The sequence below is a fragment of the Amycolatopsis sp. NPDC004747 genome, from assembly GCF_053601335.1.
This window is the reverse complement of record NZ_JBSGBQ010000003.1, coordinates 168,606-195,258: the sequence shown is the minus strand read 5'-3', so window position 1 is coordinate 195,258 and position 26,653 is coordinate 168,606. Positions and strand designations below refer to the sequence as shown.

The window sequence follows — 26,653 nt, the reverse complement described above, 5'->3', positions numbered from 1 at the left end:
TCCGGTGTCGGTCGCCTCGTAAGCCCAGTGAGGGCGATGCAGCTGGCCGCCGCAGTCGTCATGAAGAATGCCGTGAATCCCAAGGGTGAGCTGACGTCAGGTATCCGGACGACGCATCGTGCTGAGCCACGCATAAGGTCCTATTTGGTGCATAAAAGCTCGACGTGCTCTAACACGCGGCCTAAAATTCCGGCAGACCCAACGTGGCGAACTCTGCTTCGGCGGCAGCTCTGTGCTCTTCGGCGCTTTCGTTTCTACCCATCGCGTGGAGCGTTTGCGCGAGACCGCGATGGGCTCGTGCTCGGTAGGCTCGGTTGCCGTCACGCGTAGCCAGTTCCAATGCAGCTTTGCACGCGGCAAGTGCGTCGCGCAAGGCGCCTCGGGCGAACGCGGTCGCGCTCCGGTCAAGGTAGAGCTGTGTCCGTAGGTCTGCATCGGGCAGGTTCGAGGCGATAGCCCTCGCCCGGTCTTGGTGGCGCACGGCTTCGTCTAGCATCCCGCGTTGCCGGTACACGTTGCCGATGTTATTCAGGGCGTACGCTTCGAGGCATAGGTCGCCGACTTGGGCTGCGTTTGCGTGGGCGTCGGTGTAACTGGCCAGGGCTTCCGAATATAGGCCCTGGCGTTCCTGTACGGACCCCAGATTGTTTAATGTGTGCGCCAGTCCTTGCACGTGCCCGAGTTTGCGCAGCATCTGCGCGGCTGCGAAGTGCTGCTTGAGAGCAAGATCAAGCTGGCCGTGCAGTTCGTTGAGGTAGCCGAGCATGCTCAACGCATGGGCTTCACCGCGCCGGTCTTCGGTCTGCTTGTACCTTGCTAACGCGGCTTTGAGGTGAGCCATAGCCTGTTCGTAGTGGCCCAGCTGCATGGTCGGGATCGCGAGCGCACACAACGTTGCCGCCTCGCCTTGGAGGTCACCGAGGCGCCACCACTTGGGAAGAGCCTGTGCGGCCAGTGCTAACGCTTCGGAGATTCGTCCGCGACGGTCGTTCGCCGTCGCCAGACGCAGCAGTATGTGCGCTTGCCCGTAGTCATTTCCCGGATCGGCTTTCACAGTCTCCCAAGCGAGTTCAAGGGTGCCGATCCAGTCTTCGAATCTGTTTGTTGTGTTTGCGTGTCGCCACAGCAGTACGGCCAGTCGCCATGTGTGCTCTGGAAGATTATTCCTGGCTGCAAAACGGATCGCTGCGACGAGATTATCCCATTCTGCTCCGATCCATCGCAGTGCCGAGTCGGCATCGGCGAACGTGGGTGCCACGGAGCAGAGGCGGTCAGTGGTGGGTAGTTGCGACCGGTCGAACGGGTAAGCGGCTCCCACTGCATTCGCCAGCGTCACGAGGTAGTAGTCGAGCAGTCGCGCCAGCGCCTCTGAGCCGCCGGACAGCTCAGCAGCGGCGAAATCCTTGAGCGGATCGAGCATTCGATACCGTTCCGGTGCTACTTCTTCGAGGAGACTGACCTCATGCAGGTCGTCCAGAAGAAGGCGGGCCTCGGAGATTTCGGCACCGAGGAGAGCGGCGCAACCGAAGACGTCGATTTCTGGGCCGGGCAGATCGCCGAGGAGCCGAAAGAAGGAGCGTTGCGGCTCGTCGAGTTGCTGGTAAGACACCTGGATGGCGGCCATTCCGGCGGCGTGGCCGCGGTCCGCCCCCCACGCCCCGCTCTGTTCGATCAGGCGGAGCAAGTGATCCAACGGCCAGAGGGGATGCCGGCGGAACAATGCGGCTGCGACGCGGATCGGCATCGGCAAATACCCGCAGCGTCTGACGATCGAGGCGGCTACGGCCTCCTGACCCCGGATCCGCGCCAGCCCTGCGAGCGTGTGGAACAGTTCGGCTGCGTCCTCAGGCGGTAGCGGGGAAAGCCGCATGCTTTCGCCGTCGGCCATGTCACCCATCCGCCGGCTGGTGATGACGGCCAAGCAGCCGTCCGCCTCGGGCAGCAGCGGCCGAATCTGCTCGGGCGACGCGGCGTTGTCCAGGACGACGAGCGTGCGCGTGCCCCACAGGGTCATCTGGTAGAGAGTGACCTTGCGGCCTACGGTCGCCGGGATCTGTTCCGCGGGTACACCAAGTTCGATCAGCAGTTCGCTGAGGGCATCGCCGACGTCGACCGGGTCGACGCCGGGGGTGAAGCCGTTGAGCCGGGCCAGCAGCTGGCCGTCGGGGAACCGGTCGCGGAGCCGGTGTGCAGCCTCAAGCGCCAGGCCGGTCTTGCCGACGCCGGGAGCGCCACTAATCCAGACTGCGCGTCGCCCGGCTGCTACGGCTGCCTCGATGGACGAGAGCTCCGCGTTGCGGCCGGTGAATCCACCCGGCCCGGACGGCAATGAGCTGGGTGGGTCGCCCTGCTTGGCGCGGACGGCGAGGTTGCGCAGCACGGGACTAGGTTCCAAGCCGAGCGCGGCGAGTGCGTCACGGGTGCCGTGGAAGACGCGCAGTGCCGCCACCCGGTCGCCGCCGGCCAGCAGCGCGCGGATGAGCAACTCTGCGAGCTTCTGGTTGCTTGGGTCGGTCTGGACGAGCAGCCGCAGCCGGTCGCGCGCCGGGCGGTGATCGCCGGCCTCGATTTCCAGCTCGGCCAGGTCGCCAACGACGTCGGGGTAGCTTTCATCGGGCGAGATGACCTCGGGCCCGCCGACGCGGTCGATGTCGATGTCTTCGAGGAACTTCCCCCGCCAGAGCCCGGCGGCCTCGCGCAGCAGCGCGATCGCCCGGCGCGGGTCGTCGGCGCGGACGTCGGCGGCTTCGGCGCGCAGCCGGTCGAAGCGCATGGTGTCGAGCTGGTCTTCGCCGATCCGCAGCAGGTAGCCGGTCGGGGTGGTCTCGATGGTGGCGTCCCCGACGACGTCCCGCAGCCGCTTGATGTAGCTGCGCACCAGGGTGGGTTTGACTTCGCGGTCGGCCCAGACGATCTCGGCGAGCCGCGCGGGCGTGACCGGCTTGTTGGCGTGCAGGAGCAGCACGACGAGGACGAACCGCTGCTGCTGGTCGCCCAGCGGCACCGGCACGCCGTCGTGCCACGCCTCCAGCGGGCCGAGTACCCGAAATTCCACCTCGTCACCTGCGAGCCGGTCGCGCACGCAACCGGTCCCATATGGTCAATACCCTTTGCACCTCTGCAGGTGTGAGGCCGCATATCGACACCAACGCGTCCACCTGTGTACGGATGCGGGGAAGCCGTGAACGCTCTGCCCGCGTCAGCCCGTGGATCTGACTCCGCCGTATACCGGTTTTGATCTTCGCCTGCCCCAGTGTGAGACCTGATTGCTGCCAGATTGCGCGTATCAGCTGGCAAAACTCCTTCTCGTTGGCGACTTCCACGGTCCACACGTTGACCTTCGCAGTCTCGTCGATGGGCGGGGTCACAGGAACTTATCTCCATGCGACGTCTGAGCGATGTCGCGGATGATTCGAAGCCTGACGATATCCAGGACGCGATGCGGCGCGGTGACCGCCAATGTCAGTGCGGCGACCGCTGATCCACATTTGACGATCGCCGAATCGACGTCAAACCCCCTGATCCAGAGGACGTTTGCCGACAGAAGGGCGGCGACTACCAGAAGGGCTTCAGGCAGCGTTACGCGGACGCTCGGCGTGATCTTGTTAATGTGCGCAGGGTCGCGCTCCGAAGGGTCGGGCACATGTCAACCTTTCCGCCCACGGTCCGAGGGGAAGCCAGGGCTAGCGAGCTGATCGCGGTGAGGCATTTGTACTGCTGCGTCGGACGGCCTGCTCCCGTGTTTACGGCTGGGGTCAGTTGGACTCCGTGTCGACGTTGGCTCTCAGGATGCCCGATGGTCTGCGCGTCCGGAAGGAGCCGACCCAGCGGCTCGCCGAAGAACTGTCCACGTAAGTGACCAAAGAAGGCCCGATGTGCACTCTGCGTGAGATCAGCCTCGGCGCGCCGTAACGCTTGCTGGGCGTTGAGGAGTCGCTTGTGTCGGCGAACACGACGATGCCCCGAGGGCTACCGCTCCCGGGGCATCGTGATGTTAGGCAGTTCCGTGTCCAAGCGGAGCTGCCAGCCCACGCTCACCGCGATCATCAGCTCGCCCGGGCGACCGGGCGAGTCTGACAGACGGACGTGCATAGCTTGTAGAAAGATTGTTGATCGGCTCCTCGGCCTGCGTGTGCGGAGGAACCCTCTGCGGATGCGGCGTTAACCTGGTTCCGACCGCCACCATTGGTGGCGTACAGCGCTGCGTCTGCCCTGTTCATCGCCGTGTCCAGGGTCGGCGCCATGGGGCGGGACTATAGCTGTGCCGATCGAGACAGTCACTTCGATCACCACGGGGATCGCCACCCTTGGCCCTCGTGACCGGGACGCTGGGCAACTCCACCTCGACACGGACCCGCTCCGCCACTAGCCGCCGACCTGCAGCGAGTCGGCGTACCCCGGTCTTCCTGCGAGCCCCGCATCGAGCCGGGGTTGCTTCAGCTCGATGCGGTGTGCGGTTCTGCCTCGTCTGTCAGACGGCGGCGGTCATGGACGCGGTTGCAGAGCCCAGTCCCGCACACCCCTGCCCTCGACGAAGTGCCATTCCGCATGGCACTTGTCGCAAGCGATCCACACATCGTGCTCGCGAAAGCCCGGAATGTTGTCGTGCTCTTCGATGATCGTCCCGTCGCCGCAGGGGCACAGGTACTCGTAGCGCTCCGTCGTTCCAGAACCGGCGCCCCATCCTCCGTGGTCGTGCGAATCGCCGCCGATCTGCTCGGTGCGAATGGACGCCGACGAGGGCTCCGTCCTTATCCACTCCGCGATCGCGGTGACCACGGCGTCGTAAGCCTCGGGCGAGTGCGAGACCTCATGGAAGATCGTTAGAAGCTCACCGGCGGTGCGCGCGATGCGGTGGTCACTGTCGCGGACGCCAGCGGAGTAGTCGCCCGCGAGGTCGCCCACGACGTCGTTGCGGCCGACCTGCCGGATCAGCCAGTCGTGGAACGGAGCAGGCTCGTCGACCGGCGCCGGCGGGACCCAAGCGTCGGTGATGGACTCGCCGGCTGCTGCCCGCGTGAGCACGGTGCGTAGATGCTCATATCCAGCAGGACAGTAGTGGTGGACTTGCGGTCGAGTCTGCCCGGAGCCGACCATCCGGTGCACGTAATCGTGCTCGCGCTCAGACACACCGATCAGGAGGTTCGGGCCCTCACCGTCCGGGCCTGCGATCGGAAGTCCGAGCGCGGCTGCCGCCCAGATCAGTCGGCCGTTGGACACGTAGGAGCAGTGCGGGCTGAGGAACCACTCTGCGCTGTGCTTCAAGGAGTAGCTACCGACCTCTGCAGCCTTGGCGCCCGAGGTGGGCGTAAACATCCGGAGCATGTCCGTGATGAGGGCGAGCTGGATGTAGTCGCTCTTGCCGTTGAAGTGCCACGGCGAGTCCGAACGGACCCCGTCCTCGCCGAGGAGGGGGGCGCCGCCGTGTGCGCCGATCACCTCGTGATCGCTGAGGATGGCGATGAGGCGTCGGGCGCTGACCCGCGGACCGAGGAGGCCTTGGGCAAGAGGGGAACTCACTTGCCGCAGCGCGGCGGTGTATTTCGTGCCGGTGAAGGTTGACCAAGCGCGCGCGTCTTGCTGTAGCGCGCGGCTCGGAGTGTTGTTGTTCGGAGTCATCTCGATCTCTTGTTCCGGGCTGTACGCCCCACGCCTGCCAGCCCTGTGACACGAGAGAGCTCAAACCAACAGGTACTGCTCCTCTGAAATCCGCCATTGGCGATTGTCCTCGGCGTCTTCGTCGCGTGGGCACTCAGACTCGGAGAAAGGCAGTCCAGGCTGCCTGCCTCAAACATAGCACGGAGACGGCCTCCGCAGGTTCGGATCGGCCGCGATACGAACAGGGCGCTGCGGATTCAGTCGAACAGCAACGTCCCTCTTCTCCGCGGCGGCGGAAGCTTCTAGTACTGCAAGGCAGTTAGGTGAGTGGGTAGCCTCGTCGTTTGTAGTGGCTGAGGCGGGCTTGGTGTTGCCGTCGGCGGCGCCAGCGGGACCAGGCCCAGATGTGTTCAGCCTCGCGGGTGTCGCCCTTGCGCTCGGCCTCGCTGATCTGGTCCGCGACCGAGACGCCGCCCCGCGCGCCCTGGCCCGCGTCGGGACTGGGGCTCGCGGCGACCGGTGGCCGCAGCTAGGTGAGGGCACTCCTTCAGCACGGCCGCGACGTCGGCGGCGATGGCCTTGACGTCGATCTCGCCGTCCTCGCCGACGTAGCGGTCCTTATCGTCGAGGTAGCGGGGCGAGTCGCCGGGCGTGGCCCAGCCGTGCGCGGGCGGCCCGGATCTCGGCGTTGACCGCGGCGGTCAGCGCCGTCTTGGCGCGGGCTTCGGCTTGCTCGGCGCGGGCCGCGTTCTTCTCGGTCTCGGTGCGGTTGGCTTCCTCGGCCGCGTCCCACTGCTTGGCCTTGGAGCTGTTCTCCTTGGCACGGGACTCCCACTTGCGGGACTGGGCTACCGCCTGCTCGTAGAGCTTCCGGTAGTCCTTGTCCTCCTGCCCGGATGTAGTGTCCGTGGTCTGGCCGTCGGCCCGCTCCTGCTGCTGCTCGGTGCTGTCCTGCTGTGTGGTGTCGCTGTTCCCGCCCGTCGGTGGGTGCGTCGGTGGTGGTGTCGGACATGGGTGTTCCTCCTGTGTGGGATCACCGGGCGGTGGCGTGCGCTGCCCGGATAGCGAGGTGGTGTGAGCCTGGCGGCGCAGGTTCACAGCAGGTAGCCGTAGCGGCGCAGTGCTGCGATCAGCTCCGCGCGCGACGCGCCGGAAATGTCGGTGATGAACTGCCCGGCCGTGGGCCGGGAGAGCTGGGACATCCGGTAGCGGCGGCCGGGTTGCGCGCGCAGCTGGCCCATGCGAGTTCCAGCGAGGCCGCGCGAGCTGGTGCCCTGCGTGGTGCTCCAGTGTCCGGCGACGGGCATCGCGCCCCGACGGGCGTTGACCACTTGGGACAGGTCGACCCCGGCGCGAATCGCGGCGGCGTTCCCAGCACCGAACCTCGAGGTTTGCTCGGCTGTGGTCATCGCGTCGAACAGCGCGCGCGGATGATTGTCGAGGTTCGCGTCGCGCCACTGCTCGCGGGTGACCGGCAGCATCGTGCAGTCACACGGCGGGTTTTGTCGGAAGCCCTGGGAGTACCGGTAGAGGCGTCCGGTGATGATGATGCAGCGGTCGCAGGCTGGGAGCTTGACGATGCGTTCGTAGCCGGCCACCCGTGTGTCGGCGATGAGCTGGACCTGGGGCGCGGTCCGGCCGGCGTCGGTGATCTCGGTGGCGGTGTAGGTCAGCGCCCGCCGCAGCCCGGTCAGCAGGACGTCGGTGGTGGACATGCCCGCGCCGATGTCGGCGGGCAGGCGGACCAACAGCAGGTCCGCCAGTGACGCCAGCGGCAGCCCGGTCGTCGTCACCCCGGCGAATGCGGACGGGACGACGGCAGGCGGCTGCGCGGGGGCGTGCTCGGCGGCCAGGACGTCGGAGACATACGGCGTGGCCAAGGCTGCGGCGTTGATCTGCCCGGTGCTGACCGCGGAGACGAGCACCGGGGCGACCCCGGTGGCGAAGCTCGTCCGCAGGCCGCCCGGGTTCAGGGCGGGCCGGGCGCATTGCACCTGCTCGACCTGCCGCCGGACGATCACCTGCGTGCTGCGGAGGTGGCCGGCGGCCTCAGCCGGCGCCGAACGAGTCTTGACACTCTTGATTTTCAAGAAATACTTGAGACGTTCGCCATCTGAAGAGAGCCGGGAGAGAGCCATGTCAGGGACCGCCGCCCCCCTCACGCCGACCGGTGAGTGCTTCTGCGGATGTGGGCGAGAGACGCCGCCGGGGGCCTTCTTTCGCACGGGTCATGACAAGAAGGCCAGTGCTGATCTTGATGCCCTCCATCACGACGGAAGCGTTGCGCAGCGCCTCGCGCACTTCGGGTTCGGACCAGGGCTACGCAACCTGCACGAAACTGCGATCGAGCGCGGCGTGAGGGAGCGGTGCGGGATCGACGGGTGCAATGTATCTGGCGTCCCGAACGGAATCGGCATGAGACGACACCGCGCTACACATGCCAAGGGAACGCCGTCGGAGCATGGCTCGAACTAAACACCAGCAGCTGCCGATCGCGGCGTGACTTCCTGTGGCTCTGCCGTCGGCTCTACGCCGTACGCGCTGGCCGGGTCGTACACAGCCCGAGTGACGTCCTCACGGCCTTCGCGCTCCATGTCGAGGATCTGGGCCTGGGTGAAGTTCAGCGTCCGGCGGGCCATCCGGCGCGGCACCAGCTTGTCGGCCTGGTAGAGCTTCACCACGGCGTCGGACTTCTGCGCGAACGTCGGCGTGGCCGCGTCCGCCCACACGGTTTCCATCCACCGCGCGGGCTCGGGCACCGAGCCGTCGCGCACCAGCAGGACCAGTCGCATCACCCGCTCCCACGCCGTCTCGAAGCCCTTGATCCGGCGCTCGGCACGCTCGGTGTAGGCCAGGCGTGAGTAGCCGTCGACGGTGGAGTGCAGGTAGGTATAGCAGGCCCGCTGGTCTCGGTTTTGGCGGGGGCGACTTGCCTGTCCTGGTCGCCGCTCTTGCGTCCGGCGTGACGAGTCATTTTTGCTGGGACCGCGCTCCGGCCCAGCAGGGTGCGGCCGTCGCCTGGTCGACGGGCGACGATCAGATGTCGACCTGGAAGTAGAGACCGTAGCGGGTCTCGAACTCGACGAGGCTCAGCTTGGGGTGCAGGCGCAGCCGATCGTCGGCGTGCTCGCGACGCAGGCGATCGACGACGCCTTCGACGAGGTCACCGATCTTCCGGAGGTTGACGAGGGTCTCGTGGCCTCGGACAACGCTGTAGTCGTTGGGCCATGGCTCCTCCGGGAACGTGACCAACGGGGTATGCTCGTCGTGGGCGAGTCTGAAGAGGTGCGTCCGCTCCGGACGTTTGGACGGGCTCGCCAGCGAGTAGTCGTTGTGCATCGCTGCCAGGACGCGGTGCCGGGCGCGGAGGACCTCGCGCTGTGACTGGGTGGCCAGCAGCAACACCAGTGCCCGGTGATCGTGGTTGCTCAAATCGATCGGCCCGGCTGTCTCGGGGGAGCCATAGCTGAATACGGTGCCGGTGAAGGCGCGTGCGTATGCACCGACCACGATGGCGGACTCCGGGCTGGAGGTCTCGGTCATGAGCCGCGCAGGCTGCGGTCGCTGGCGCCATGGGACGCGGCGTGAGGTGCCGACGTCGAAATAGGTGGCGACCACCTGGCCGTGGTCGGCGATTAACTCATTGGATGGGAGTTCCGGACGCCGTCGGCGGGGTGGTCGGCCCGAGGGGGAGCCGGTCACCCGTCCCGGAGGTCGATGACGACTTTCCCGGTTACCCCGGCCTCGACGGCCCGGTGGGCCTCGGCGACTCGCGAGAGACTGTAGGAGTGGATCGGCAGTGAGGTCAGGGCGCCGCGCGCTGCCGCGGCCGTGACCTCCTGCGCGGCTTGAACGACCGCGTTGCGGGGGGCGCGGTAGATCAGCAGGAAGCGGAGAGTGACGAGCGACGTCAGGCTCGGCAGCAGCGGTAGTTCGAGGGTCGGGCTGTCCACCGAGTACGCGACGATGCGCGCGCCGGTCGCGCACACGGCCGTGTTGAGCTGCCAGTTCGCGGCGGGTGCCACCTCCACGACTCGATCGATACCGCCGCTGAAGGTGCGGATTTCGGTGGCCGCGTCCTGGCTGCGGTAGTCGACGACGAGGTCGGCGCCGGCTTGCGAAGCGAGTTCGGCTTTCGCGGGGCTGCTCACCGTGGTCACCACGCGGGCCCCGGCCCACTTGGCGAGTTCGACCGCGAAATGGCCCACCGCTCCCGCGCCGCCGGCCACGAGGACGTCGGCGCCCTGGAGCGGCCCGTCCGGGAACAGGCACTGGTGCGCGGTCAGCGCGGGAACGCCAAGGCACGCGCCGAGCTCGTCGGGCACCTGGTCCGGGAGCGGGACCGCCTGTTCCTGCGGGACGACGCAGTATTCGGCGGCAGTTCCCCACGGGGACGACAGGGCTGCCATCCACAGCCATACCCGCTGCCCGATCCGGCCGGGTGACACGCCGGGACCCGCGGCGTCGATCCGGCCCACGCCGTCCATGTGGGGCACCTGGAACCCGGCGATCCGGCTCGGCGTCTGCCCGTCACGGCGTTTGACGTCGCTGGGGTTGATGCCGGAGAGGGCGATCCGGACGCGCACTTCGCCCTGTCCGGGCTCGGGTACCTCGAGATCGCGTATCCGGAGCACTTCGCCGGCCTCACCGGTCCGGGTGTACACAGCGGCACGCATCGGGGTTTTCGCCATGGTGATCAGAGTGCCGGAATCCGTCCGGCACAGTGCCCGTCAAACGACCGGACCAGTGACGGTCGCCGGGCACGGACGCCGGATATGGCGTTCGTGCCCGGCGGACGGCAGGCTGCTTAACCACCCGTCGTGGCGTCGGTCAGCTGCCCGGGGTCACGGGCGTTTTCGACACCCCCTTGCCGCCGGTGGCGGTGTTGGACGCGCCGATCACGTTCGGGGACTTCTGGGACGTGCAGCTGCTCTGGTTGGTCGAGTTGATTCCGTAGCCCTGCGAATTGGTCAGGGTGAACGTGTTGCCGCTGAACGTGTTGCCGCAGCCGGTCTTGCCCCAGACGTTGTGCGTCTGGAAGCCGTCGAGGTACGGGTTGGTCACCTTGTTGCCGGTGATCCGGTAGCCGTCACCCTTGACGTCGATGGTGGAGTCGCCGGAGTTCTGGTTCTTCTCGCCCGTTCCGTCGAGGGTGTTGCCCGAGATGACGCCGTCGTGGGTGCCTTCCTTGATGTCGATGCCTTCGGCCGCGACGCCGGGGCCGATCTTGTTGTCCAGGACCTGGACGTAGTTGCTCGCGTCGGGCGCGGTGCCGCCGCCGGTTCCGTAGCATTCCCAGTTGCTGTTGGCCGAGCCGAGGTAGATGCCTTCGCCGTAGCCGGGCTGCTCTTTGCCGGTGTTGTAGACCGTCGAGTTCTTGATGACGCTGTAGGCGCTGCTTTTGCGGAAATGCACACCTTCGTAGCCGATGTCGTGGACGGTGACGCCGTCGATGGTGACGTGGGAGGCGCCGTCGAGGACGATGCCCTTCTTCGAGTCCTTGACGGTGAAGCCCTTGAGGTTCCAGTAGCTCGCGCCCTGCAGCCACAGGCCGTAGCCGGTTTGGCCGGAGGGGCAGTCGGTGTCGCCGGGGTTGAACAGCGGGTCGTGCAGCACCGCCTTCGCGCTGCCGGTGAGGGTGATCGGCGCCGACGCCGTGCCGGGCTTGGTCGCCACGAACGCGCCGCTGTAGTCGCCGTCGGCCAGCACGATCGTGTCACCCGCCTGCGCCGCGGACAGCGCCGAGGTGAGCTGCGCCGCCGTCGAGACGGTGATCGTGGTGGCCGCGGGGTGCACGACCTGCCCCGCCAGGGCCAACGCTGCGAGGAGCTTGATCATCGGGGTGTCCTTTCAGCCGATGTTCTTCAGGAACAGGGACCTGGCGGTGCTGGTCTTCGTGTCGTCGACGCCGTGGCCGTGGGTGTAGTCGCGTTGTTCGTTGTGGGCCCAGTCCGTGATCGGCTTGCCGCCGGCGTCGAGGTGGTGGAACGCCGTGCCGTCCCAGCCGAACTGGTAGATCTTCGTGTGGTCGGCGTAGTACGGCGTGTAGGCCGCGTTCGCGGTGATCTGCTTGGTCATCGTGTTGTTGAAGAAGACGTTGCGGGGACCGGACGAGCCGGACCACTTGACCGCCTTCTGCCCGGTCGACCAGTAGATCGGGAACCAGCTCGAGTCGTCCGGGGCATCACCGCCTTCGTCGCCGCAGTGCGCGGTGCAGTTGCCGGAGCGGTGGGCGTAGGAGACCTTGTTCGTGTTGTTCTCGAACAGGTTGTTGCGCTCGTAGCCGCCGTGGATGTTGAAGTCGGAGTCGATGTCGTTGCCGATCACGACGTTGCCCGACGCCGACCACTGGAAGGTGAAGTGGCGCAGGTCGCGGGTGGTGTTGCCGGCGTAGAGCGAGTCCCACACGCGGGAGCCGCGGAAGTAGCCGTTGCCGCCCTTGCCCTTGTTCCACGAGCCGTCCAGCTCGTTGTTGACGATCTGGAGGTTCTTGGCTTCCTCGGTGACGATCGGGTGCGAGCCGGTCATGCTCGCGTGGATACCGCGGACCCAGGAGTTGGCTGCCCACTTGAAGACGATGCCGTGCATGGCCAGGCTCGGCGCGAGGTTGCCGTAGTTGTCCTTGGCCTGTTCCGGCGTCACGCCGGGCGGTGGCGCCTGGGTGAAGGAGAAGTCCTCGAAGCCGACGCCGACGATCGGGTCCACGATCGGCGCGGCCTTCGACGCGTACGTCGTGCCGTCGATCGGTGCCGATCCGTCCGAAGTGGAGCCGACCGGGACGTCGTACTCGAGCGGCTTGTCGATGGACACCGTGTGGTTCTTGGTGTCGACCGCGGTGATGGTGAACCACTGCTGGCGCATGTGCAGGTTCTGCAGCGGCCAGGTGGTCGGGTAGGCGTTCATCGACTTGTAGAAGCCGATCGAGTTGGCCGCGCGGATGTTGATGAAGCCGCCGACCTTCAGGTTCGTGGTCTTGGCGCTGGTGGCCAGGTAGACGGTCTTGTCGCCGGTGCGGGCGGCGAAGCCCTTGTCACCCGGCTTCTCGCGCAGCTTCGCACCCGCTTTCCAGTGCGCGTTGATCGTGCCTTCGAAGATGTCCTTGCGGTTGGCGGGAGCGGACGCGTACTCGCCGGCGTAGCCGGGATCCACTCCGCGGGACTGGACGCGGAAGAGGCCGCGGCCCGGCCACAGCCAGCCGCCGGTGCCGTCCTCGTAGGTCATCTCGTGCTGGTCCCACTGGTCGCCGTCGGGTGTCACGACGTCGTACTCGGTGTTCTTGTCCGGCTGGTAGACGAACTTCGTCCGGTCCATGCCCGCGCCGCGCAGGATCAGGTAGTTCGCGTCGACGTGGATTTCGCGGCTGACGTTCAGTGTGCCGGCCGGCAGCGTGATCAGGCTCAGCTTGCCGTAGCTCGCCGAGGGTGAGCACGAAGTGTGGATCTTGTCGATGGCCGCCTGGATGCCGGCGGTGTCGTCGACCCCGTCGTCCGGCTTCACCTGATAGGCCGACGCGAGCTGGGCGGCGGTGATCCGGCAGCTCGCGCTGGGGTTCACCGCGTTGGCGCCCGGCAGGTCCTGCCCGCCGCGGAAACCGGCCTTGCTCCAGTCGTAAAGCCCCGGCACCGGTGCCGCGCGGTTGCTCGCCGAGGTGTCGAGGGTGGTCAGCGCGCCCGGACCGGGCGCGGCGGCGGCGGACCACGACGGCCCGGTGACGCCGATGGTGGCGCAGACGAACACCGCGAGGGTCGCGGCTGTTTTGTGGCGTGACAAAGAGACCTCCGGAAGAGGGAGCCCGGGTGGTCAGTGCGGCCCGGGAAGGTGGGTGACAAGCGGGCTGAGACGTCAGCGGCTGCTGGATTTCCTGCCCGCGACGAGTGCGGGGGCGAAGGCCGGTCTGCTCAAAGCTCCTCCATGGCTGGCTGGTTTGCACCAGGACTGCGTGAAGGCGGCGTGAGTGAAACGCTACAGCGTGTCTCCGCGTTAGTAAAGTTACCTTCCAAACTAAGGCGGTGACCGTCGCACAGCCGGCATTTGGCGGGCGCTGGGCGCCGAAGCCTCGGGTGAAGGTCCGGGCATGCCCGCCGCGACCTCGTCGACTTCATCCAGACCGGAAACAGGGCACGAGCCGACGTCGGCCTTGAGCCCGAGCACCACACCACACCACGCCCTGGGGAACGGTCCACGAAGCCGCGACGGTCATCGCGTTCGCGTTGTCTCGGCGCGACGACGTCCTCGGCCCGCAGTACGGCCGGCGCCCGGCCGAACTGTCCGAACCGGACGCTGCGTCTGCCCTCGGCCTGACCCCGAACGGGTTCAATAAGGCCAGCCCGGCACGTTCAGCTGGACGCTGTAGAGCGCGAAGTTTCCGCTGTCGCCACCGCCGGACGGCGTACCGGAGGTGATGTAGAGCGTCTTCCCCTCCGGACCACCGAAGGCGGCGTTGGTCGCGTTCGGCCCGGCGGAGATCGTCCCGAGGGACTGCCCGGACGGGGAGTGGACGTGGACGAGCCCGTCGCCGTAGGTCACCTGGTAGACGTTGCCCGCGCAGTCGACCGTGCCGCCGTCGGTGCCGGCCAACGACGCGAAGTCGGCGCGAGGCCCGGTGCTGCCGTCGGCGTTCACCGGGTACCGGTAGATCCTGCCGGTGGCGTTCCCGCCCACGTACAGCGTCTTCCCGTCCGGAGACAGCTCGATCCCGTTCGGCTCGCGGATCGTGTCGTCGATCAACGAGACGACGCCGTCGCGCACCCGAAAGACGCTGGTCTTGCCGCCCATTTCGTCGGGCCGGTCGGCGCGCTGGAAGTCAGGGTCGGTGAAGTAGACGGTGCCGTCGGGGCCCTGGGTGAGATCGTTCGGCGAGTTGAACCGCCGGCCTTGGTAGCCGGCCGCGACCGTGGTCCGCTGTCCGGTTGCCACGTCGTACGCGGAGACGGTGCGCTGGTCGTGGGTGGCCGCGAGGACGGACTTGCCGTCGCGGCTGAGCGCGAGCCCGTTGCTGCCCGCGTCCGGGATCACCGTGGTGAACGTTCCCGTCGCGGGGGTGTAGCGCAGGATGTCCGATGGCTGGACGTTGTCCTCGCCTGTCCCGTCGTGCATGTTCGTCAGCAGCAGGCTCTGGGTTGCCTTGTCCCAGGTCGGTCCCTCGAGGAAGTTGTAGCCGTCCCGGATCTTGACCGCGGTGAGGTGTCCTGATGGCAGCGGCGGCCCGAACGGTCCCTCCGGGCAGAAACCGGTCGCGGGGACGGTCGTGCCGCCCGGCAGCGTCCACCGCTGGTTCGTCCCGGCGGTGCAGGTCCACAGCTGCAGCAGCGTGCCGTCTGCCGAGGACACGCCGGTGGCGTCCAGGCACTTCCCGGATGCGGTGTTGACGAGGGTGCCGTTCTGGGGTCGCCATTGCTGGGCGCCGGTGCCGTTGCAGTCGTAGACCTGGACCGCCGCGCCGTCGGCGCGGGAACCGCCGGCCACGTCGAGGCACTTGCCGGACGCCGCGGTGATCGTGCCGTCGGAGTGGACGGTCCACTGCTGTGCCGTGCCGCCGGTGCACGACCACAGCTGTACCGGCGTGCCGTTGGCGTCGCCCGGGGCGTCGAGGCATTTGCCGCCGATGCCGGTGACGGCACCGGTGGCCGCCTGCGCGGCCGGGGCGGCGAACGCCACCCCGGCCGCGAAGAGGGCGGCAACGGTCAACGCGCGTCCGGTGTGGATGGTCACGCCGGGACCGTCCACCGCTGGTTGGGGCCGCCCGTGCAGGTCCAGAGCTGGACCTTGGTGCCGTTGGCGGTGCCGCCGCCGGTCACGTCGAGGCACTTGCCGCTGCCGGCGTTGACCAGGGAGCCGTTCGCGCCGGTCGACCATTTCTGGTTCGGGCCGCCGAAGCAGTCCCACAGCTGGACCGCCGTGCCGTCGGCGGTGCCGCTGCCGGTGACGTCGAGGCACTTGCCGAGGCCGCGGACCGTTCCGTCGGTGCCCAGGGTCCACTGCTGGTTCGGGCCGGACGTGCAGTCCCACAGTTGCGGCCGGTTGCCGTTGGCGGTGGAGCCGTCGGTGACGTCGAGGCACTTGCCCAGCGCCGACACCGCGCCGGTGCGACCGGCAGGCGGGGGAGTGGTGCCGCCGGTGCCCGGCCAGGTGAACGTCGCCATCGAGCCGCCGGGCAGGGAGTAGCCGAACGACTGGCCGCCGTAGGAGACCTGGAAGTTCTGCGTGCCACCGCTGTTGAAGGCGACGAGCGCGATGGTGCCGTCGGGGTTGCGGAAGGCGACGTTCTGTATGCCGCCGTCGCCGTAGCCGGTGGAGTCGATCCGCACGGCGCCGGGCTGGACGAACTTGCTCAGGTGGCCGAGGACGTAGTACTCGGCGTTGTAGGTCACGTTCGATCCGCTGGTCGTCACGACGCCGGTGCAGTTGGTGCAGCTGCCGATGACCGGGCCGTGGTTGTTGTCCAGGGCCAGGTTCCAGAGCGCCACGGACTTGGCCCAGTTGCGGGTCGAGCCGATGGCGAGGTTGATCCCGTGCCAGCGCAACGTGTCCCGGAACGTGCTGGCCTCGTCGCCGGAGGAGGTGCCGGAGCACTCGGTGAAGAAGATGTCCTTGTTCGGCTGGGCGTTGTGCACGACCGACTGCCAGTTCGGGGTGTCACCGCCGTAGCAGTGCCAGGCCGAGCCGGCGACGTTGTTGCCGGCGCCGTTGTTGACCTGCTGGGGGTAGTCGACGTCGTCCCAGTTGTGGTCGTAGCCGAGGATCTTGGCGTTCTGCCCGGCCGCCCGCAGCTTGGGTGCGAGGGTGTTGATGACGTTGACCTGCTGGCTCGCCGACATCGGCATGCCGGGGTAGCCGGGTGGGGAGAACTTGGGTTCGTTCTGCACGCTCAGGTAGTCGATCGGTGCTCCGGCAGCGCCGTAGGCCTGGGTGAACTTGACCAGGTAGTCGGCGTAGGTGCCGATCTGGCTGTCGTTGAGGTTGCCGCCGATGAGGTTGTTGTTGTTCTTCATCCAGGCGGGCGCGCTCCACGGCGTGGCCATGATGGACAGTTTCGGGTTCAACGCCTTGGCCTGCTTCACCAGCGGCAGGATGTAGGCGTTGTCGTGCGCGACGGAGAACCGCGACAGGCTCGGGTCGGCGGCTCCATCGTCGTAGGTGTAGAAACTGCGGGAAAAGTCCGTCGCACCGATCGGCTGGCGCAGGAAGCTGAGCCCGACTCCGGTGCCCGGGTTGAACAGGGCGTTCATGATCTCGTCGCGCCGCGGCGAATTGAAGACGTTCCACGCGGCGGCGTCGGTGAACGACGCGCCGAACCCGACCATGGACTGGTAGGTCGTGTTCGGGTTGACGGTGATCACCGGTCCGCTGCCGCCGCTGCCGAAGGCGACGCTTCCCTGTTGCCGCAACAAGTTCGAGCGGTCGGCGGTGGTGAGCCAGACGTTGGCGCTGGCGGCGGCTTGCGCGGTGCCGGCCGGGAGGGCTAGCAGTGAGCCCGCTGTCATGGCGCTCACGACGGCCGTTGCCGCGGCCACCCTCCACCACTGTGTTGTCGACATACCGCTCCTTGGAAGCTGGAAGCGATCGCCGCGCGGATGCACGGGATCGGCTCGTCCGCTGCCACAGTGGCGGCTGTCAGGCAGTGCTCCGGTGAGCGTAAGGAAGCAATATTTGAACTGTCAAGCTTTCCGCAGGGAGCGAGCGGCGACGGCGCCGATGAAGATCGTGACGAACGCCAGCAGTGCACCGGTGACCGGTACCCACCCGGCCGGGCGGACCACTTCGAGCCACTCTTCGGCCAGCGCCACCGCGGCGGCCAGCGGAAAAGTGAAGGACCAGAAGCCGACGGTGAAGCGCAGCCTGCGATAGCGTGGCAGCATCGCGGCCTGCACCAGCACCAGCAGGACGCCGAGGCCGGCGATCGCCTGGGCGACGGGGTCTGCAACGTGCCCGTTGAGCGAAAACCAGGCGATTCCGGCGACCGCCGGTGGGGCCAGGAGAATCGCCGTGGTGGGGACGAGGGCATCCGGCAACGCGGAGCGGAACGTCAGGCGCAGGAGGACCATCGCCGTCAGGGTGACGGCGAAGAACGTGCCGACGCCGAACAGTGCCCACGCCAGACCGTGGTAGCCCACAGCGTGCGCCACATCGGCGCCGACCAGCCCCGGCGCCACCGTCGGCAGCAGGTAACCCGGGTGCAGTGACTCGAGTTCGAGCCGCCCTTCGAGCCACGAAGCGAACAGCCATGCGGCGAGGATTGCGGCGGCGGCCAAGGCGAGCAGGAACAACGTGCGTCCGCCGCCGGGTGACCACGTGAAGAGATCCGCGGCGAGCAGCATCGCGGTGACCGGGGCCAACGCGGCGATAGGACCTTGCGCCGGGTGCCGCAGCTGTGAGCTCAGTCGTTCACCGCTGCGCGCGCCGCGGACGAGGTGAGCGATGAGCAGCGACACCCAGGCGATCGTCGCCAGGGCCCAGAATGCCTGGGGAATGACCCGCGGCAAGGAGAGAGCCGCACTTGCGTCGGTCCACGCCTCGGCGAGACCGGCGAGACCGAAGCCGATCGCCAAGGTGTTGAGCGGGAGCCGGGCCGGGCGCGATCCGGCGGTATCGGAGTGGTGGACGGGCGTGGGCGGGGAAACGAGTGTGCTGGTCATGATGTTCTCCAGGCGCGACGGCACCCGTCCGGACCGCGGGCACCGCGGCCCGGACGGGCCGGCACCGCGGGTGGCGGTGCGGTTGAGGGAACGAGGACGGGTTCAGGCGCCGGCCGCGCGCAGCACGAGATCGGCGACCTCGGCCGGGTGCGAGGCGAACACGGCGTGGGACGCGCCCTCGATGCTGACGACCTCGCCCTTGGCCCGCTCGGCCATGAAGTGGTGCGCGGCGGCCGGGATGTTCTTGTCCGCTTCGGCGATCAGGAAGTAGCTCGGGATCCCGGCCCAGGCCTGCGGGCCGTCGGCGGCCTCGTTCAGCGCCGCGGCGGTGATCGGCCGCTGGGTGGCCGCCATGACCCGGGTCGTCTCCTCGGGCACGTCGGCGGCGAACTGCTGCCGGTAGAGCTCCTGGGCGACGTACATGTCCTGGTTGCCGTCGGGCAGCGGGACCGGGCGGAGGGTTTCGGCGAGGGTGCTGCCGGGGAACTGGCCGGACAGGTCCGCGGCGCTCTCTCCGGCTTCGGGGGCGAAGGCCGCGATGTAGACCAGGGCCGTGACGTTGTCGGCGCCCGCGGCGGCCTTGCTGATCACCATCCCGCCGTAGGAGTGGCCGACCAGGACGACCGGGCCGTCGATGGTGTCGACCAGGGCGCGCAGCTGGGCGGCGTCGTAGGCCACCGAGCGCAGCGGGTTGGCCGCCGCGACGACGCGGTGCCCCGCGGCCTGCAGGCGCTCGACGACGGGGCCCCAGCCGCCGGACTCGGCGAACGCGCCGTGCGAAAGGACGATGGTCGGCTTGGTGGTGGCCATGGTTTCCTCCGTGAGGATCGGGTTTCCGTTCGTGCTGATGGAAACCATGGTTGTCCGCGCAGCCGCTGGGCAGCGCCCGTCAGATGACCGTGACCGTGACGGTCGCCGGGTGACCAGTCGCCGTCAGGGGAGCTAGGCGAAGAGTTCGGCGACGCGGCCCGGGAAGGACAGGAACGCCGAATGCGACGCGGTGAGCTCGACGACCGTCGTGGGGTTCGCGGGGAAGGCCGCGTCGGCCTGGCTGATGAACAGCCGCTGCAGCGGTGCCGGGATGGTGCGGTCCTCGGTGCACACCACGTAGGTGCGGGGCAGCGATCCCCAGCCGTGCTCGGTGAGTTCCGTGCTGTCGGTGACCATCGCCAGTGGCGCGTCGCAACTCAGCAGTGCGTTCGCGGCCGCGGCGGTCGAGGGTTCAACGTCGCCGTAGAAGGCCTCAGGTGGGCGAGGAGGCCCGGTTCCCGCTCGGCGGCCCTCGTCAGCACCGCCCCGCCCATGCTGTGGGTCACCACCGACACCGGATTTCCCCGGCCTGCTCGCGACAGCTGGGCGAGCAGCAGGTCGGCGGCGGCGTCGAGCCCGATGCCGGCGACCGGCGACGGCTCGGTGGCGTAGGCCGCCGGGTCGAACGGGCGGCGGTTCGCCGCGAGCGAGGCCTTCGCCAGCAACCCGTGCGCGGCCATGTCGACCGCGACCGCCGCGCGGCCGCGGGCGGCGAGCTCGGCGACGACGTCCGTCCACGCCCACGAGCCGTGGTAGAAGCCGCGCAGCAGGACGATCGGCGCATCCGCCATGGGGCCACACCTCCGAAACGGTTCGGCACCCGGACGATACGGGAGCCGGAACGCGGACAGGCGGGTCGCTCACCGTGGTGAGTGACCCGCCTGTGTCCGGACCAGCGTGCGGAGAACCCGGTACCCCGTCACGGCTCGGGCGGCAGCGTGTCGAGCCAGCCGCGCGTCAGCTCGGCTCGGCCGGTGGCGTGCAGCAGGGCCGCCAAGCCGCGAGACGCCTCCTCGAAGATCACCAGAGCGCCACCGCCGGGCTCGTCCAGCAGCAGCCACGACTGGTAGAAGCTCAGCTGGTCGCCGACCGCGGCCCAGCCGAACCGGGTCGGCGGCACGAATTCGCCGACGATCCCGTCGAAGGTGTGCGGCGGGGACACGACCACGAACCGGCTGCCGACGGCCAGGTCTCCGGCGACCTCGGTGCGGTCCACCGCGCGCTGCCACTTCGGCCACTCTTCGACGGCGGCCAGCCGCGCGAAGACCGTGTCAACGGAGGCGGAGGTACGGCGCCGATGGTTGACGAAGCTGTCGCAGCGGTCCGGTCCCCAGCCAGGAGGCCAGTGGATCCCGGGATACGGGTCTGGGTTCATACCGTCCAGGGTCACCGCGCCCGGCCGGGGACAGCACCCGTCACATGACTGTCGTGTCCACCTGCTCGTCCTGCTGGTAGGCGGTCAGCGCGTCCCGCAGCGCGGCGCGCGAGGTGATGCCGAGCTTGGGGAAGATCTTGTACAGGTGGTCGCCGACGGTCCGGTGGGAGATGAACAGCTTCTGCCCGATCTGCTTGTTGGTCAGGCCGGCACCGGCGAGTTCGGCGATCTCGCGCTCCTGTGGCGTCAGCTCGGCCCGGCCTTCGGGCGCCGACCGGCGGGTCAGTCCGGTCGCGCGCAGCTCGTTGGCGGCGCGATCGCGCCACGGGACCGCGCCGAGCGCCGAAAACGCGTCGTGCGCAAGAGTCAGCTGTTCGCGCGCCGCGCCGGTGTCCCGCAGGCGGCGCAGCCGCACGCCGTACGCGAGGCGCACCCGGGCCACGTCGAACGGCCACTGGTCCGGGTTCGGGAGCGACAAGGCCGTTTCGAACCAGTCGCGGGCGCCGTCGTCCTCGGCCGCCAGCGCGTTCGCCGCGGCGCTCAGCAGGCCCAGCCGTGGCGACACCGTGTCCAGGTGAGCGTCGCGGAGGGTGGCGGCGTGCGTGGCGGCCTCGGCGCGGCGTCCCGTGTGCAAGGCGGCTTCGACGAGGTCGAAGCCGGCCCACAGGGCGGTGGGCCGGTACGGCGCGAGCTGTCCGGCCGGGCTGAGCCGGGTCGCGTGGTGGTAGGCGGACTCGTAGTCACCGGCGGCGATGTCGGCGAGGGTGCGGGCCTGCAGGGCGAAGTAGGTGACGCCGGCGGCTTGGTGGGCGCCGGCCCAGCGGATCGTGTCGTCGGTCAGCTGCCGGGCGGCCTCGACACGGCCTCGCGCGGCCGCGACGAGCGCGTGCACCCAGTCGAAGTACCAGCGGAAGAACCGGAACCCGTGTTCGGCGCAGACGACGAGTCCCTCGTCGGCCCACTCGCCGGCCTCGGTCCAGCGGCCACCGTGGAAGGCGTCGAGCGCCAGGTGGATCAGCGCGCCGAGGTGCCGCCGGGCCGAGCCCTTGCCCTGCCGCCGGGTCTCGGCCAGCCGGCGTTCCTGCGCACGCAGGCGGTGCAGCCGGTCGGCGAAGAGCGCGGCGGTGCCAATTCGGACGAGCTGAGTCGGCTCGGGGTCGGTGCCCACGGAGTCGATCAGGCTGTCGAGGGTGGCGATGTCCTCGGCGGAGGCGCGCGCGGGGTCGGTGAAGACGACCGCGTTCACCCGGGTCACCGGGGTCGGCGCCGGTTTCAGCCGGTCGACCAGGGCCCGGTACGCCCGTCCGGCTTCCTCGGTGCCCACCCACCAGCTGATCAGCATCAGGCTGTGCATGGCTTCGGCCAGGACGGGGTCGTTCGCGTCGAAGCCGTGTTCGCCGGCCTCGATCGCCCCGGCCAGCAGCCGGTGTGCCGTGGTCACGTCGCTCTCGGAGTTGATCAGCAGGTGCGCAGCGGCCGCGGCGGCGTGCAGCGAGTGGGTCTCGAGGGATCCGGTGCGCCGCGCGTCGCCCAGCAGCCTGCTCGCGGTGGCCATCTCACCGCCGGCTTCCGCGCCGATGTACGCGGCTTCGGCCAGTCGGCGGCTCCGGTCGGCGGCCGCGGGGCTGAGCTCGGCCGCGCGGGTCAGCGCGGTGACGGCACCGAGGGCGTCCCCTTGCCGGAGGATGTCCTGCGCGGTGGCTTCGAGCTGACCGGCGATCTCCTCGTCCGGACCGACCGCCGACTCGGCGAGGTGCCGGACCCGCCGCTCCGGGGCGTCGACGACCGCGGCCAGCGCGCCGTGCGCCCAGCGCCGGTCCCGTTCCGACGCCGCCTCGACGACGGCCGCGCCGATCAGCGGGTGGCGGAAGCTCAGCCGTCCCGCGCTCACGTGCACCAGCCGGCTCTCCGCCGCCGGGGCGAGATCGTCGAGATCGCAGGCGCTGCCGCCCGCCGTGCGCAGGCGCGCCGGGTCGGTGGTGCCGCCGAGCGCGCCGAGCAGCAGCATCAGCCGACACCGCGGCGGCAGGTCGCGCACCCGGGAGGTGAACATCGCCTGGAGCCGCTCGGACAGTGGCAGGACCGCGGGCAGCGCGGTGAAGTCGGTGCGCTGGTCACCGTCCAAGGCGGACGGCAGTTCCAGCAGGGCCAGCGGATTGCCGGCCGCTTCGGCGAGCAGCCGTTGCCGCACCGCGGGCGCCAGGTCGGGAAACCGGCGGTCGACCAGGGTCCGGGCCGCGGCGGTCGGCAGTGGCGGCAAGACGACTTCGGTCAGCCCGCTGTTGCGGAAGAACCCGCGCTCCGCGGACCGGCAGGCGGCCAGGAACACGATGGGGCTGCCGACCAGGCGGCGGGCCACGAAGCCGAGCACCTCCGCACTGGCCCGATCCACCCAGTGGAGGTCGTCGACGACGAGCAGGATGGGGTTTTCGGCCGCGGCGGCGCGCAGGCACAGCAGAGCGGCGTTAGAAACGACGAGCCGGTCGGGGACCTGGCCGATCTCGAAGCCGAGGGCGCACCGCAGGGCCGTCCGCTGCCCCGGGTCGAGGGCCGTCATCTCGTCGCCGAGCGGGAACATCAGCTGGTTCAGCGTGGAGTAGTTGACGTCGGCTTCGAACTGCACGCCCGCGGCCCGCAGGACGCGAACGCCGCGCCCGGCCTCGCCGTCGGCGAATTCGTCGAGCACCGCTGTCTTGCCGACACCGGCGTCGCCGACCACCAGCACGGCCCCGCCGCGGACGCCCGCGCCGTCGAAGAAATCCCGCAAGGAAGTGATGTCCTGCTCTCGGCCGATCAGCTCCACCGGTCGATCCTCCAGAAGTACGGCGGTCCGGGCAAGGGACCCGTTCGTGACGTGCCGAGCCGCAATCGGAGCCGGTGGCTAAGGTGTCGGCGACAGCATCGGCGGCGGAGAGGGGAGTGCGGCGGATGGCGACGCGCGCGGACCGGAACGCGACCGACCCCGACCTGGGCGTCCTGTCCGGACGGCTCCTCTTCGCGGTCCAGCGCGAGTTGTTCACCAGGCTGGCCACGCTGGGCTTCGGCGACACGAAGCACCGGCACGGCGCGGTGCTGGCGTACCTCGACGAGGAAGGGACGCGGGCGACCGACCTGTCGCGGCTGTCCGGCCAGTACAAGCAGATCATCGGGACGCTGGTCGACGAGCTGGAGGCCCTCGGGTACGTCGAGCGGCGACCGGATCCCAGCGATCGCCGCGCGAAGCTGATCTACCCGACCGAACGAGGTCTGGTCCGGATGCGGGCCGCGGACGAGATCATGGCCGACATCCAGCGACGGCACGCGCGCCGCCTCGGCCGGGAGAACTACCGGCAGTTCAAGGCCATGCTCACCGACATCACCGACCATCAACGCGCTCACCTCCGCACCCTCGGCGAGGACGACGGATCAGCCTGAGCCAGGTTCCTCCCGTTTGTCCAAGTGCATGACTATCATGACTCTGGTCCAACCGGCAACGCCGGTCGGCTCAGCGGCGGACCAGTTCGCGGCCGAGGTCCTTGCGCAGGTGAACCTCGATGAACACCCGGAGGTACGGGTCGTTCGCCAGGTCGTCGAAGGCCGCCGCCAACGCGGCGTCGGGCCTGTCGGTCAGGTTGACGATGCGCCAGAGGTTGAGCGGATCGTCTTCGGGGCCGGCGACGGAGTGTTCGACGTGGAAGATCGGCTGCCCCGAGCCGGCGGTGAAGATCCGGCCGTCGGGTGCCTCGAAGCGGTCGGCGCCGATGAAGAACGCCCGCCGGTTCTCGTGGTCCAGCCGGACGTGTTCGATGACCGTCGTGTAGTGCTCCGGGTCGGCCCACAGCCGCTGCTCGGACACCCGGGTGAAGTCTTCGAGCTGCCCGTGGTGCACGCTCGGGAACTTCTCGGCGCTGCCGGGTTTGACGACCGTAGGGATGTAGACGTCCGGGGCGGCCGCCTTGCGCACCTCCATGTCCCACAGCTGAGCGCCGGTGTAGGCGAACGGTGGCCGAACGTCGTAGCGGTCGCGAAGCACGTCGTTCACCCGTACCGGGGGTAGATCCACGGCAGTGTTCTCGGGTGTGCTCCACGCCTGCTCGAAGACTGCTTGGTGGTCGAGTACCTCGGTCATGTCGTCTCCGTCCCGTAGTAGGCCAGCTTCATGATAGTCAAGATTTATGACTAATCTACGCCACGTGAGCGGCGACACGAAGGTGGGAACAAGCAAGGGGGCGGACCGACTTCACGTCGGCCGCCCCTGGCGTCCCTGTCATGTCCGCGCGGATCGGGTCATTCGTGCAGCTGGTCGACCCAGTCGTCCGGTACCCGGCCGGCCGGGCCTGGCGCGGGCTGGCCGGCGGGGTGGTGCGCGGGTCCGGTGAGTTCGGGACCCCGCTCGTACATCACCTGGATCCGGTAGTCCCAGAACCACTCTTCGCCCGGCTCGAAACTCCGCACGAACCGATGCCCGAATTCCGCCGCGTGGCGGCCGGCGTGCTGCCCGGGCGAGGAGTCGCAGCAGCCCACGTGACCGCACGGCGCGCACCGTCGCAAGTGGAACCACCAACTCTGCGTCACTTCGCACTCGACGCAACCGGGGCCGCTGGGTGCCCGGCTCGGATCGATCCCGTTCATCGCGCGGACGCCAATCGGACGAGGTCGTGCCCGACGAGCGGTCCTCCGCGAGCCTGGTGCAGCCGGCCTCCCGCGGCCAGGCCGCCGAGGTCGATCGGCGCGTACCCGAGGTCGTCCAGCACGGCGGTGAACGCCTTCTTCGCGCCGTCGTCGTCGCCCGAGACGAACAGCACCCGCTGCCCGCCTGCTTGGCGAGGATCAGCGGCGAGGCTGGCGGCGAACAGGTGGTTGAGCGCTTTGAGCACGCGTGCGCCGGGCGCGAGTGCGGCCACCTGCTCGCTCGTGGTGGCCTGGCCGGGCCCGGGCGGTGGTGCGGCGAAGTCGTTGGTCGCGTCCACCAGGATGCGCCCGTCCCAGTCGGGCAGGCCGCCGAGCGCTGCGGCGACCTGAGCGCGGGGCACGGCGAGCACGACGATGTCCGCTCGGGCGGCCTCGGTCCGGGTGCCGGCCGAGGCACCGGGGCCGAGCTCGGCCACGACGCCCGCGAGCGTCTCGGGCCCCCGGCTGTTGCTCAACACGGCTTCGTGGCCGCCCGCCACCAGGCGGCGCGCGAACGCCGTGCCGATCGCGCCCGCTCCCAGAATACCGATCCGCATGATTTTTCCTCCCGTGTGTCGCTTTCGGACACTGCCGAGGATGTCTGGCGGAACGTCTCCGGGGCACCCGTCATTCGACCGGCAGGGCGACCGGTTCCAGCGGGCTACCGGTCGGCCAGCACGAGGTTGAGGGCGGCGCGGGTGGCCACGGCGTCGAGCCGGGGGGCGATGTCGGCCATGGCGGTGAACGCGGTGCGCGCGAGGTGCTGGGCGATGGTGGCGACCGCGAGGTCGTGGTCCCGGGTGCGGAAGGCCTCCACCAGCACCTCGTGGTCGGTGTCCCAGCGGCCGGTGGCTTGGGGGTGGCCCAGTTTCGCCAGGCGCAGGAACCGCTCGGCCCGGTCGCTCAGCCCGGCGAGCGTGTCCAGCAGCATGGGCGCGCCCTCGGTGGTGAGCTGGTGGAACTCGCGGTGCGCTTGCTGCCAGCGGTCGATGTCCTCCTCGGTGGCGTACTGGCGCATCTGGGCCAGCGACTTCGCCAGGCGCTCCACCAGTTCCGGGGTGGCGGCGCGGACGGAGATGCTGACCGCGACCGATTCCAGCATCACCCGCGAGGTGTAAACGGCGTCGACTTCGCCGGGATCTATGGCCCGGACGACGGCCCGTTGGTCGGGCTTGTTCTCGATCAGCCCCTCCTCCTGCAGCAGGCGGAAGGCCTCGCGCATCGGCGTCCGGCTGACCTTGAGCGAACGCGCCAGCGCGGCCTGCAGCAGGGGAGTGCCCGGAGCCAGCTCGCCGCTCAGGATCATCGCCCGCACAGTCGCGTGCACGTCGAGGGCGAGCCGCCGTCCCGGCCTGCCTTCATCCGCCTCGCACTCTTCGGCAGCGTTGTCGCTCATGCGCACAGTGTATCCAGCTTGCGGCGGCTTTGGTGGTTGCAAACCTGATCTCCAGCCAGGTCGCACCTAGGGGCGACGGTCAGGAGTGGTTGTCGCCGTCTTCCCTCAGGTCGCCAAAGTGTGTACAGTTTGGCGCAGCGTGAGACTCAGCCGATCGCCTGAGTTTGGGTGAAAGGCCAGCTCAAGCCG

Annotated in this window: 23 protein-coding genes; 1 reads left to right on the top strand and 22 read right to left on the bottom strand. The window is 68.9% G+C overall.

Annotated features, from left to right (window positions below; translation table 11 throughout):
• Positions 1-181: 181 nt before the first annotated feature.
• From ACWEGE_RS05815 to ACWEGE_RS05730, 18 genes are all read right to left on the bottom strand, one after another.
• Entirely contained in the window at positions 182-3,082 is a 2,901-nt protein-coding gene (locus ACWEGE_RS05815) for a BTAD domain-containing putative transcriptional regulator (protein WP_449659277.1), read from the bottom strand.
• Between the two features lie 282 nt (positions 3,083-3,364).
• Entirely contained in the window at positions 3,365-3,643 is a 279-nt protein-coding gene (locus ACWEGE_RS05810; RefSeq protein ID WP_449659276.1) for a hypothetical protein, read from the bottom strand.
• 842 nt (positions 3,644-4,485) lie between these two features.
• A complete protein-coding gene (locus ACWEGE_RS05805; protein WP_449659275.1) occupies positions 4,486-5,619 on the bottom strand; it encodes a hypothetical protein in 1,134 nt (377 codons plus the stop codon).
• Between the two features lie 597 nt (positions 5,620-6,216).
• Positions 6,217-6,696, bottom strand: coding sequence for a hypothetical protein (locus ACWEGE_RS05800; protein ID WP_449659274.1), 480 nt, complete (start codon positions 6,694-6,696; stop codon positions 6,217-6,219).
• Positions 6,693-7,736 carry a hypothetical protein gene (locus tag ACWEGE_RS05795; RefSeq protein WP_449659273.1) on the bottom strand — a complete coding sequence of 348 codons (1,044 nt, stop codon included), beginning with the start codon at positions 7,734-7,736 and terminating at the stop codon, positions 6,693-6,695. The genes ACWEGE_RS05800 and ACWEGE_RS05795 overlap by 4 nt, the downstream gene beginning before the upstream one ends.
• A gap of 333 nt (positions 7,737-8,069) precedes the next feature.
• A complete protein-coding gene (locus ACWEGE_RS05790) occupies positions 8,070-8,390 on the bottom strand; it encodes a hypothetical protein (protein WP_449659272.1) in 321 nt (106 codons plus the stop codon).
• 244 nt (positions 8,391-8,634) lie between these two features.
• On the bottom strand, positions 8,635-9,141 hold the full coding sequence (locus ACWEGE_RS05785; protein WP_449659271.1) for a hypothetical protein: 507 nt from the start codon (positions 9,139-9,141) through the stop codon (positions 8,635-8,637).
• A gap of 155 nt (positions 9,142-9,296) precedes the next feature.
• Positions 9,297-10,274: an NADPH:quinone reductase gene (locus ACWEGE_RS05780; protein ID WP_449659270.1), complete on the bottom strand. Its 978-nt coding sequence runs from the start codon at positions 10,272-10,274 to the stop codon at positions 9,297-9,299.
• Between the two features lie 154 nt (positions 10,275-10,428).
• Complete coding sequence (locus ACWEGE_RS05775) at positions 10,429-11,436, bottom strand: right-handed parallel beta-helix repeat-containing protein (RefSeq protein WP_449659269.1); 1,008 nt, start codon at positions 11,434-11,436, stop codon at positions 10,429-10,431.
• Positions 11,437-11,448: 12 nt separating this feature from the next.
• A complete protein-coding gene (locus tag ACWEGE_RS05770) occupies positions 11,449-13,368 on the bottom strand; it encodes a hypothetical protein (protein ID WP_449659268.1) in 1,920 nt (639 codons plus the stop codon).
• Between the two features lie 543 nt (positions 13,369-13,911).
• On the bottom strand, positions 13,912-15,309 hold the full coding sequence (locus tag ACWEGE_RS05765; protein ID WP_449659267.1) for an SMP-30/gluconolactonase/LRE family protein: 1,398 nt from the start codon (positions 15,307-15,309) through the stop codon (positions 13,912-13,914).
• On the bottom strand, positions 15,306-17,081 hold the full coding sequence (locus tag ACWEGE_RS05760) for a ricin-type beta-trefoil lectin domain protein (protein ID WP_449659266.1): 1,776 nt from the start codon (positions 17,079-17,081) through the stop codon (positions 15,306-15,308). Before ACWEGE_RS05760 ends, ACWEGE_RS05765 begins: the two co-directional genes overlap by 4 nt.
• Before the next feature lie 174 nt (positions 17,082-17,255).
• Positions 17,256-18,146, bottom strand: a complete 891-nt coding sequence (locus ACWEGE_RS05755) for an SLAC1 family transporter (protein ID WP_449659265.1) — start codon at positions 18,144-18,146, stop codon at positions 17,256-17,258.
• Between the two features lie 189 nt (positions 18,147-18,335).
• On the bottom strand, positions 18,336-19,043 hold the full coding sequence (locus ACWEGE_RS05750) for an alpha/beta fold hydrolase (protein ID WP_449659264.1): 708 nt from the start codon (positions 19,041-19,043) through the stop codon (positions 18,336-18,338).
• 132 nt (positions 19,044-19,175) lie between these two features.
• Positions 19,176-19,400: an alpha/beta fold hydrolase gene (locus ACWEGE_RS05745; protein ID WP_449659263.1), complete on the bottom strand. Its 225-nt coding sequence runs from the start codon at positions 19,398-19,400 to the stop codon at positions 19,176-19,178.
• A gap of 20 nt (positions 19,401-19,420) precedes the next feature.
• On the bottom strand, positions 19,421-19,834 hold the full coding sequence (locus ACWEGE_RS05740; RefSeq protein WP_449659262.1) for an alpha/beta fold hydrolase: 414 nt from the start codon (positions 19,832-19,834) through the stop codon (positions 19,421-19,423).
• A gap of 128 nt (positions 19,835-19,962) precedes the next feature.
• Positions 19,963-20,418 (bottom strand): SRPBCC family protein, encoded by a 456-nt coding sequence (locus ACWEGE_RS05735; protein ID WP_449659261.1) that lies wholly within the window; start codon positions 20,416-20,418, stop codon positions 19,963-19,965.
• Positions 20,419-20,458: 40 nt separating this feature from the next.
• The gene (locus ACWEGE_RS05730; protein WP_449659260.1) at positions 20,459-23,221 is read right to left on the bottom strand and encodes a helix-turn-helix transcriptional regulator; all 2,763 of its coding nucleotides are present in this window, start codon (positions 23,219-23,221) and stop codon (positions 20,459-20,461) included.
• Positions 23,222-23,346: 125 nt separating this feature from the next.
• On the opposite strand from ACWEGE_RS05730, the gene ACWEGE_RS05725 reads away from it, so the two are divergent.
• Positions 23,347-23,832: a MarR family winged helix-turn-helix transcriptional regulator gene (locus ACWEGE_RS05725; RefSeq protein WP_449659259.1), complete on the top strand. Its 486-nt coding sequence runs from the start codon at positions 23,347-23,349 to the stop codon at positions 23,830-23,832.
• Between the two features lie 70 nt (positions 23,833-23,902).
• On the opposite strand, the gene ACWEGE_RS05720 is transcribed toward ACWEGE_RS05725, so the two are convergent.
• The 4 genes from ACWEGE_RS05720 to ACWEGE_RS05705 form a co-directional block, all read right to left on the bottom strand.
• Positions 23,903-24,526, bottom strand: coding sequence for a hypothetical protein (locus ACWEGE_RS05720; RefSeq protein WP_449659258.1), 624 nt, complete (start codon positions 24,524-24,526; stop codon positions 23,903-23,905).
• 158 nt (positions 24,527-24,684) lie between these two features.
• Positions 24,685-25,029, bottom strand: a complete 345-nt coding sequence (locus ACWEGE_RS05715; protein WP_449659257.1) for a UBP-type zinc finger domain-containing protein — start codon at positions 25,027-25,029, stop codon at positions 24,685-24,687.
• Positions 25,026-25,625 (bottom strand): NADPH-dependent F420 reductase, encoded by a 600-nt coding sequence (locus ACWEGE_RS05710; RefSeq protein WP_449659256.1) that lies wholly within the window; start codon positions 25,623-25,625, stop codon positions 25,026-25,028. The genes ACWEGE_RS05715 and ACWEGE_RS05710 overlap by 4 nt, the downstream gene beginning before the upstream one ends.
• Positions 25,626-25,729: 104 nt before the next feature.
• Positions 25,730-26,464, bottom strand: coding sequence for a GntR family transcriptional regulator (locus tag ACWEGE_RS05705; protein WP_449659255.1), 735 nt, complete (start codon positions 26,462-26,464; stop codon positions 25,730-25,732).
• Positions 26,465-26,653: the final 189 nt, after the last annotated feature.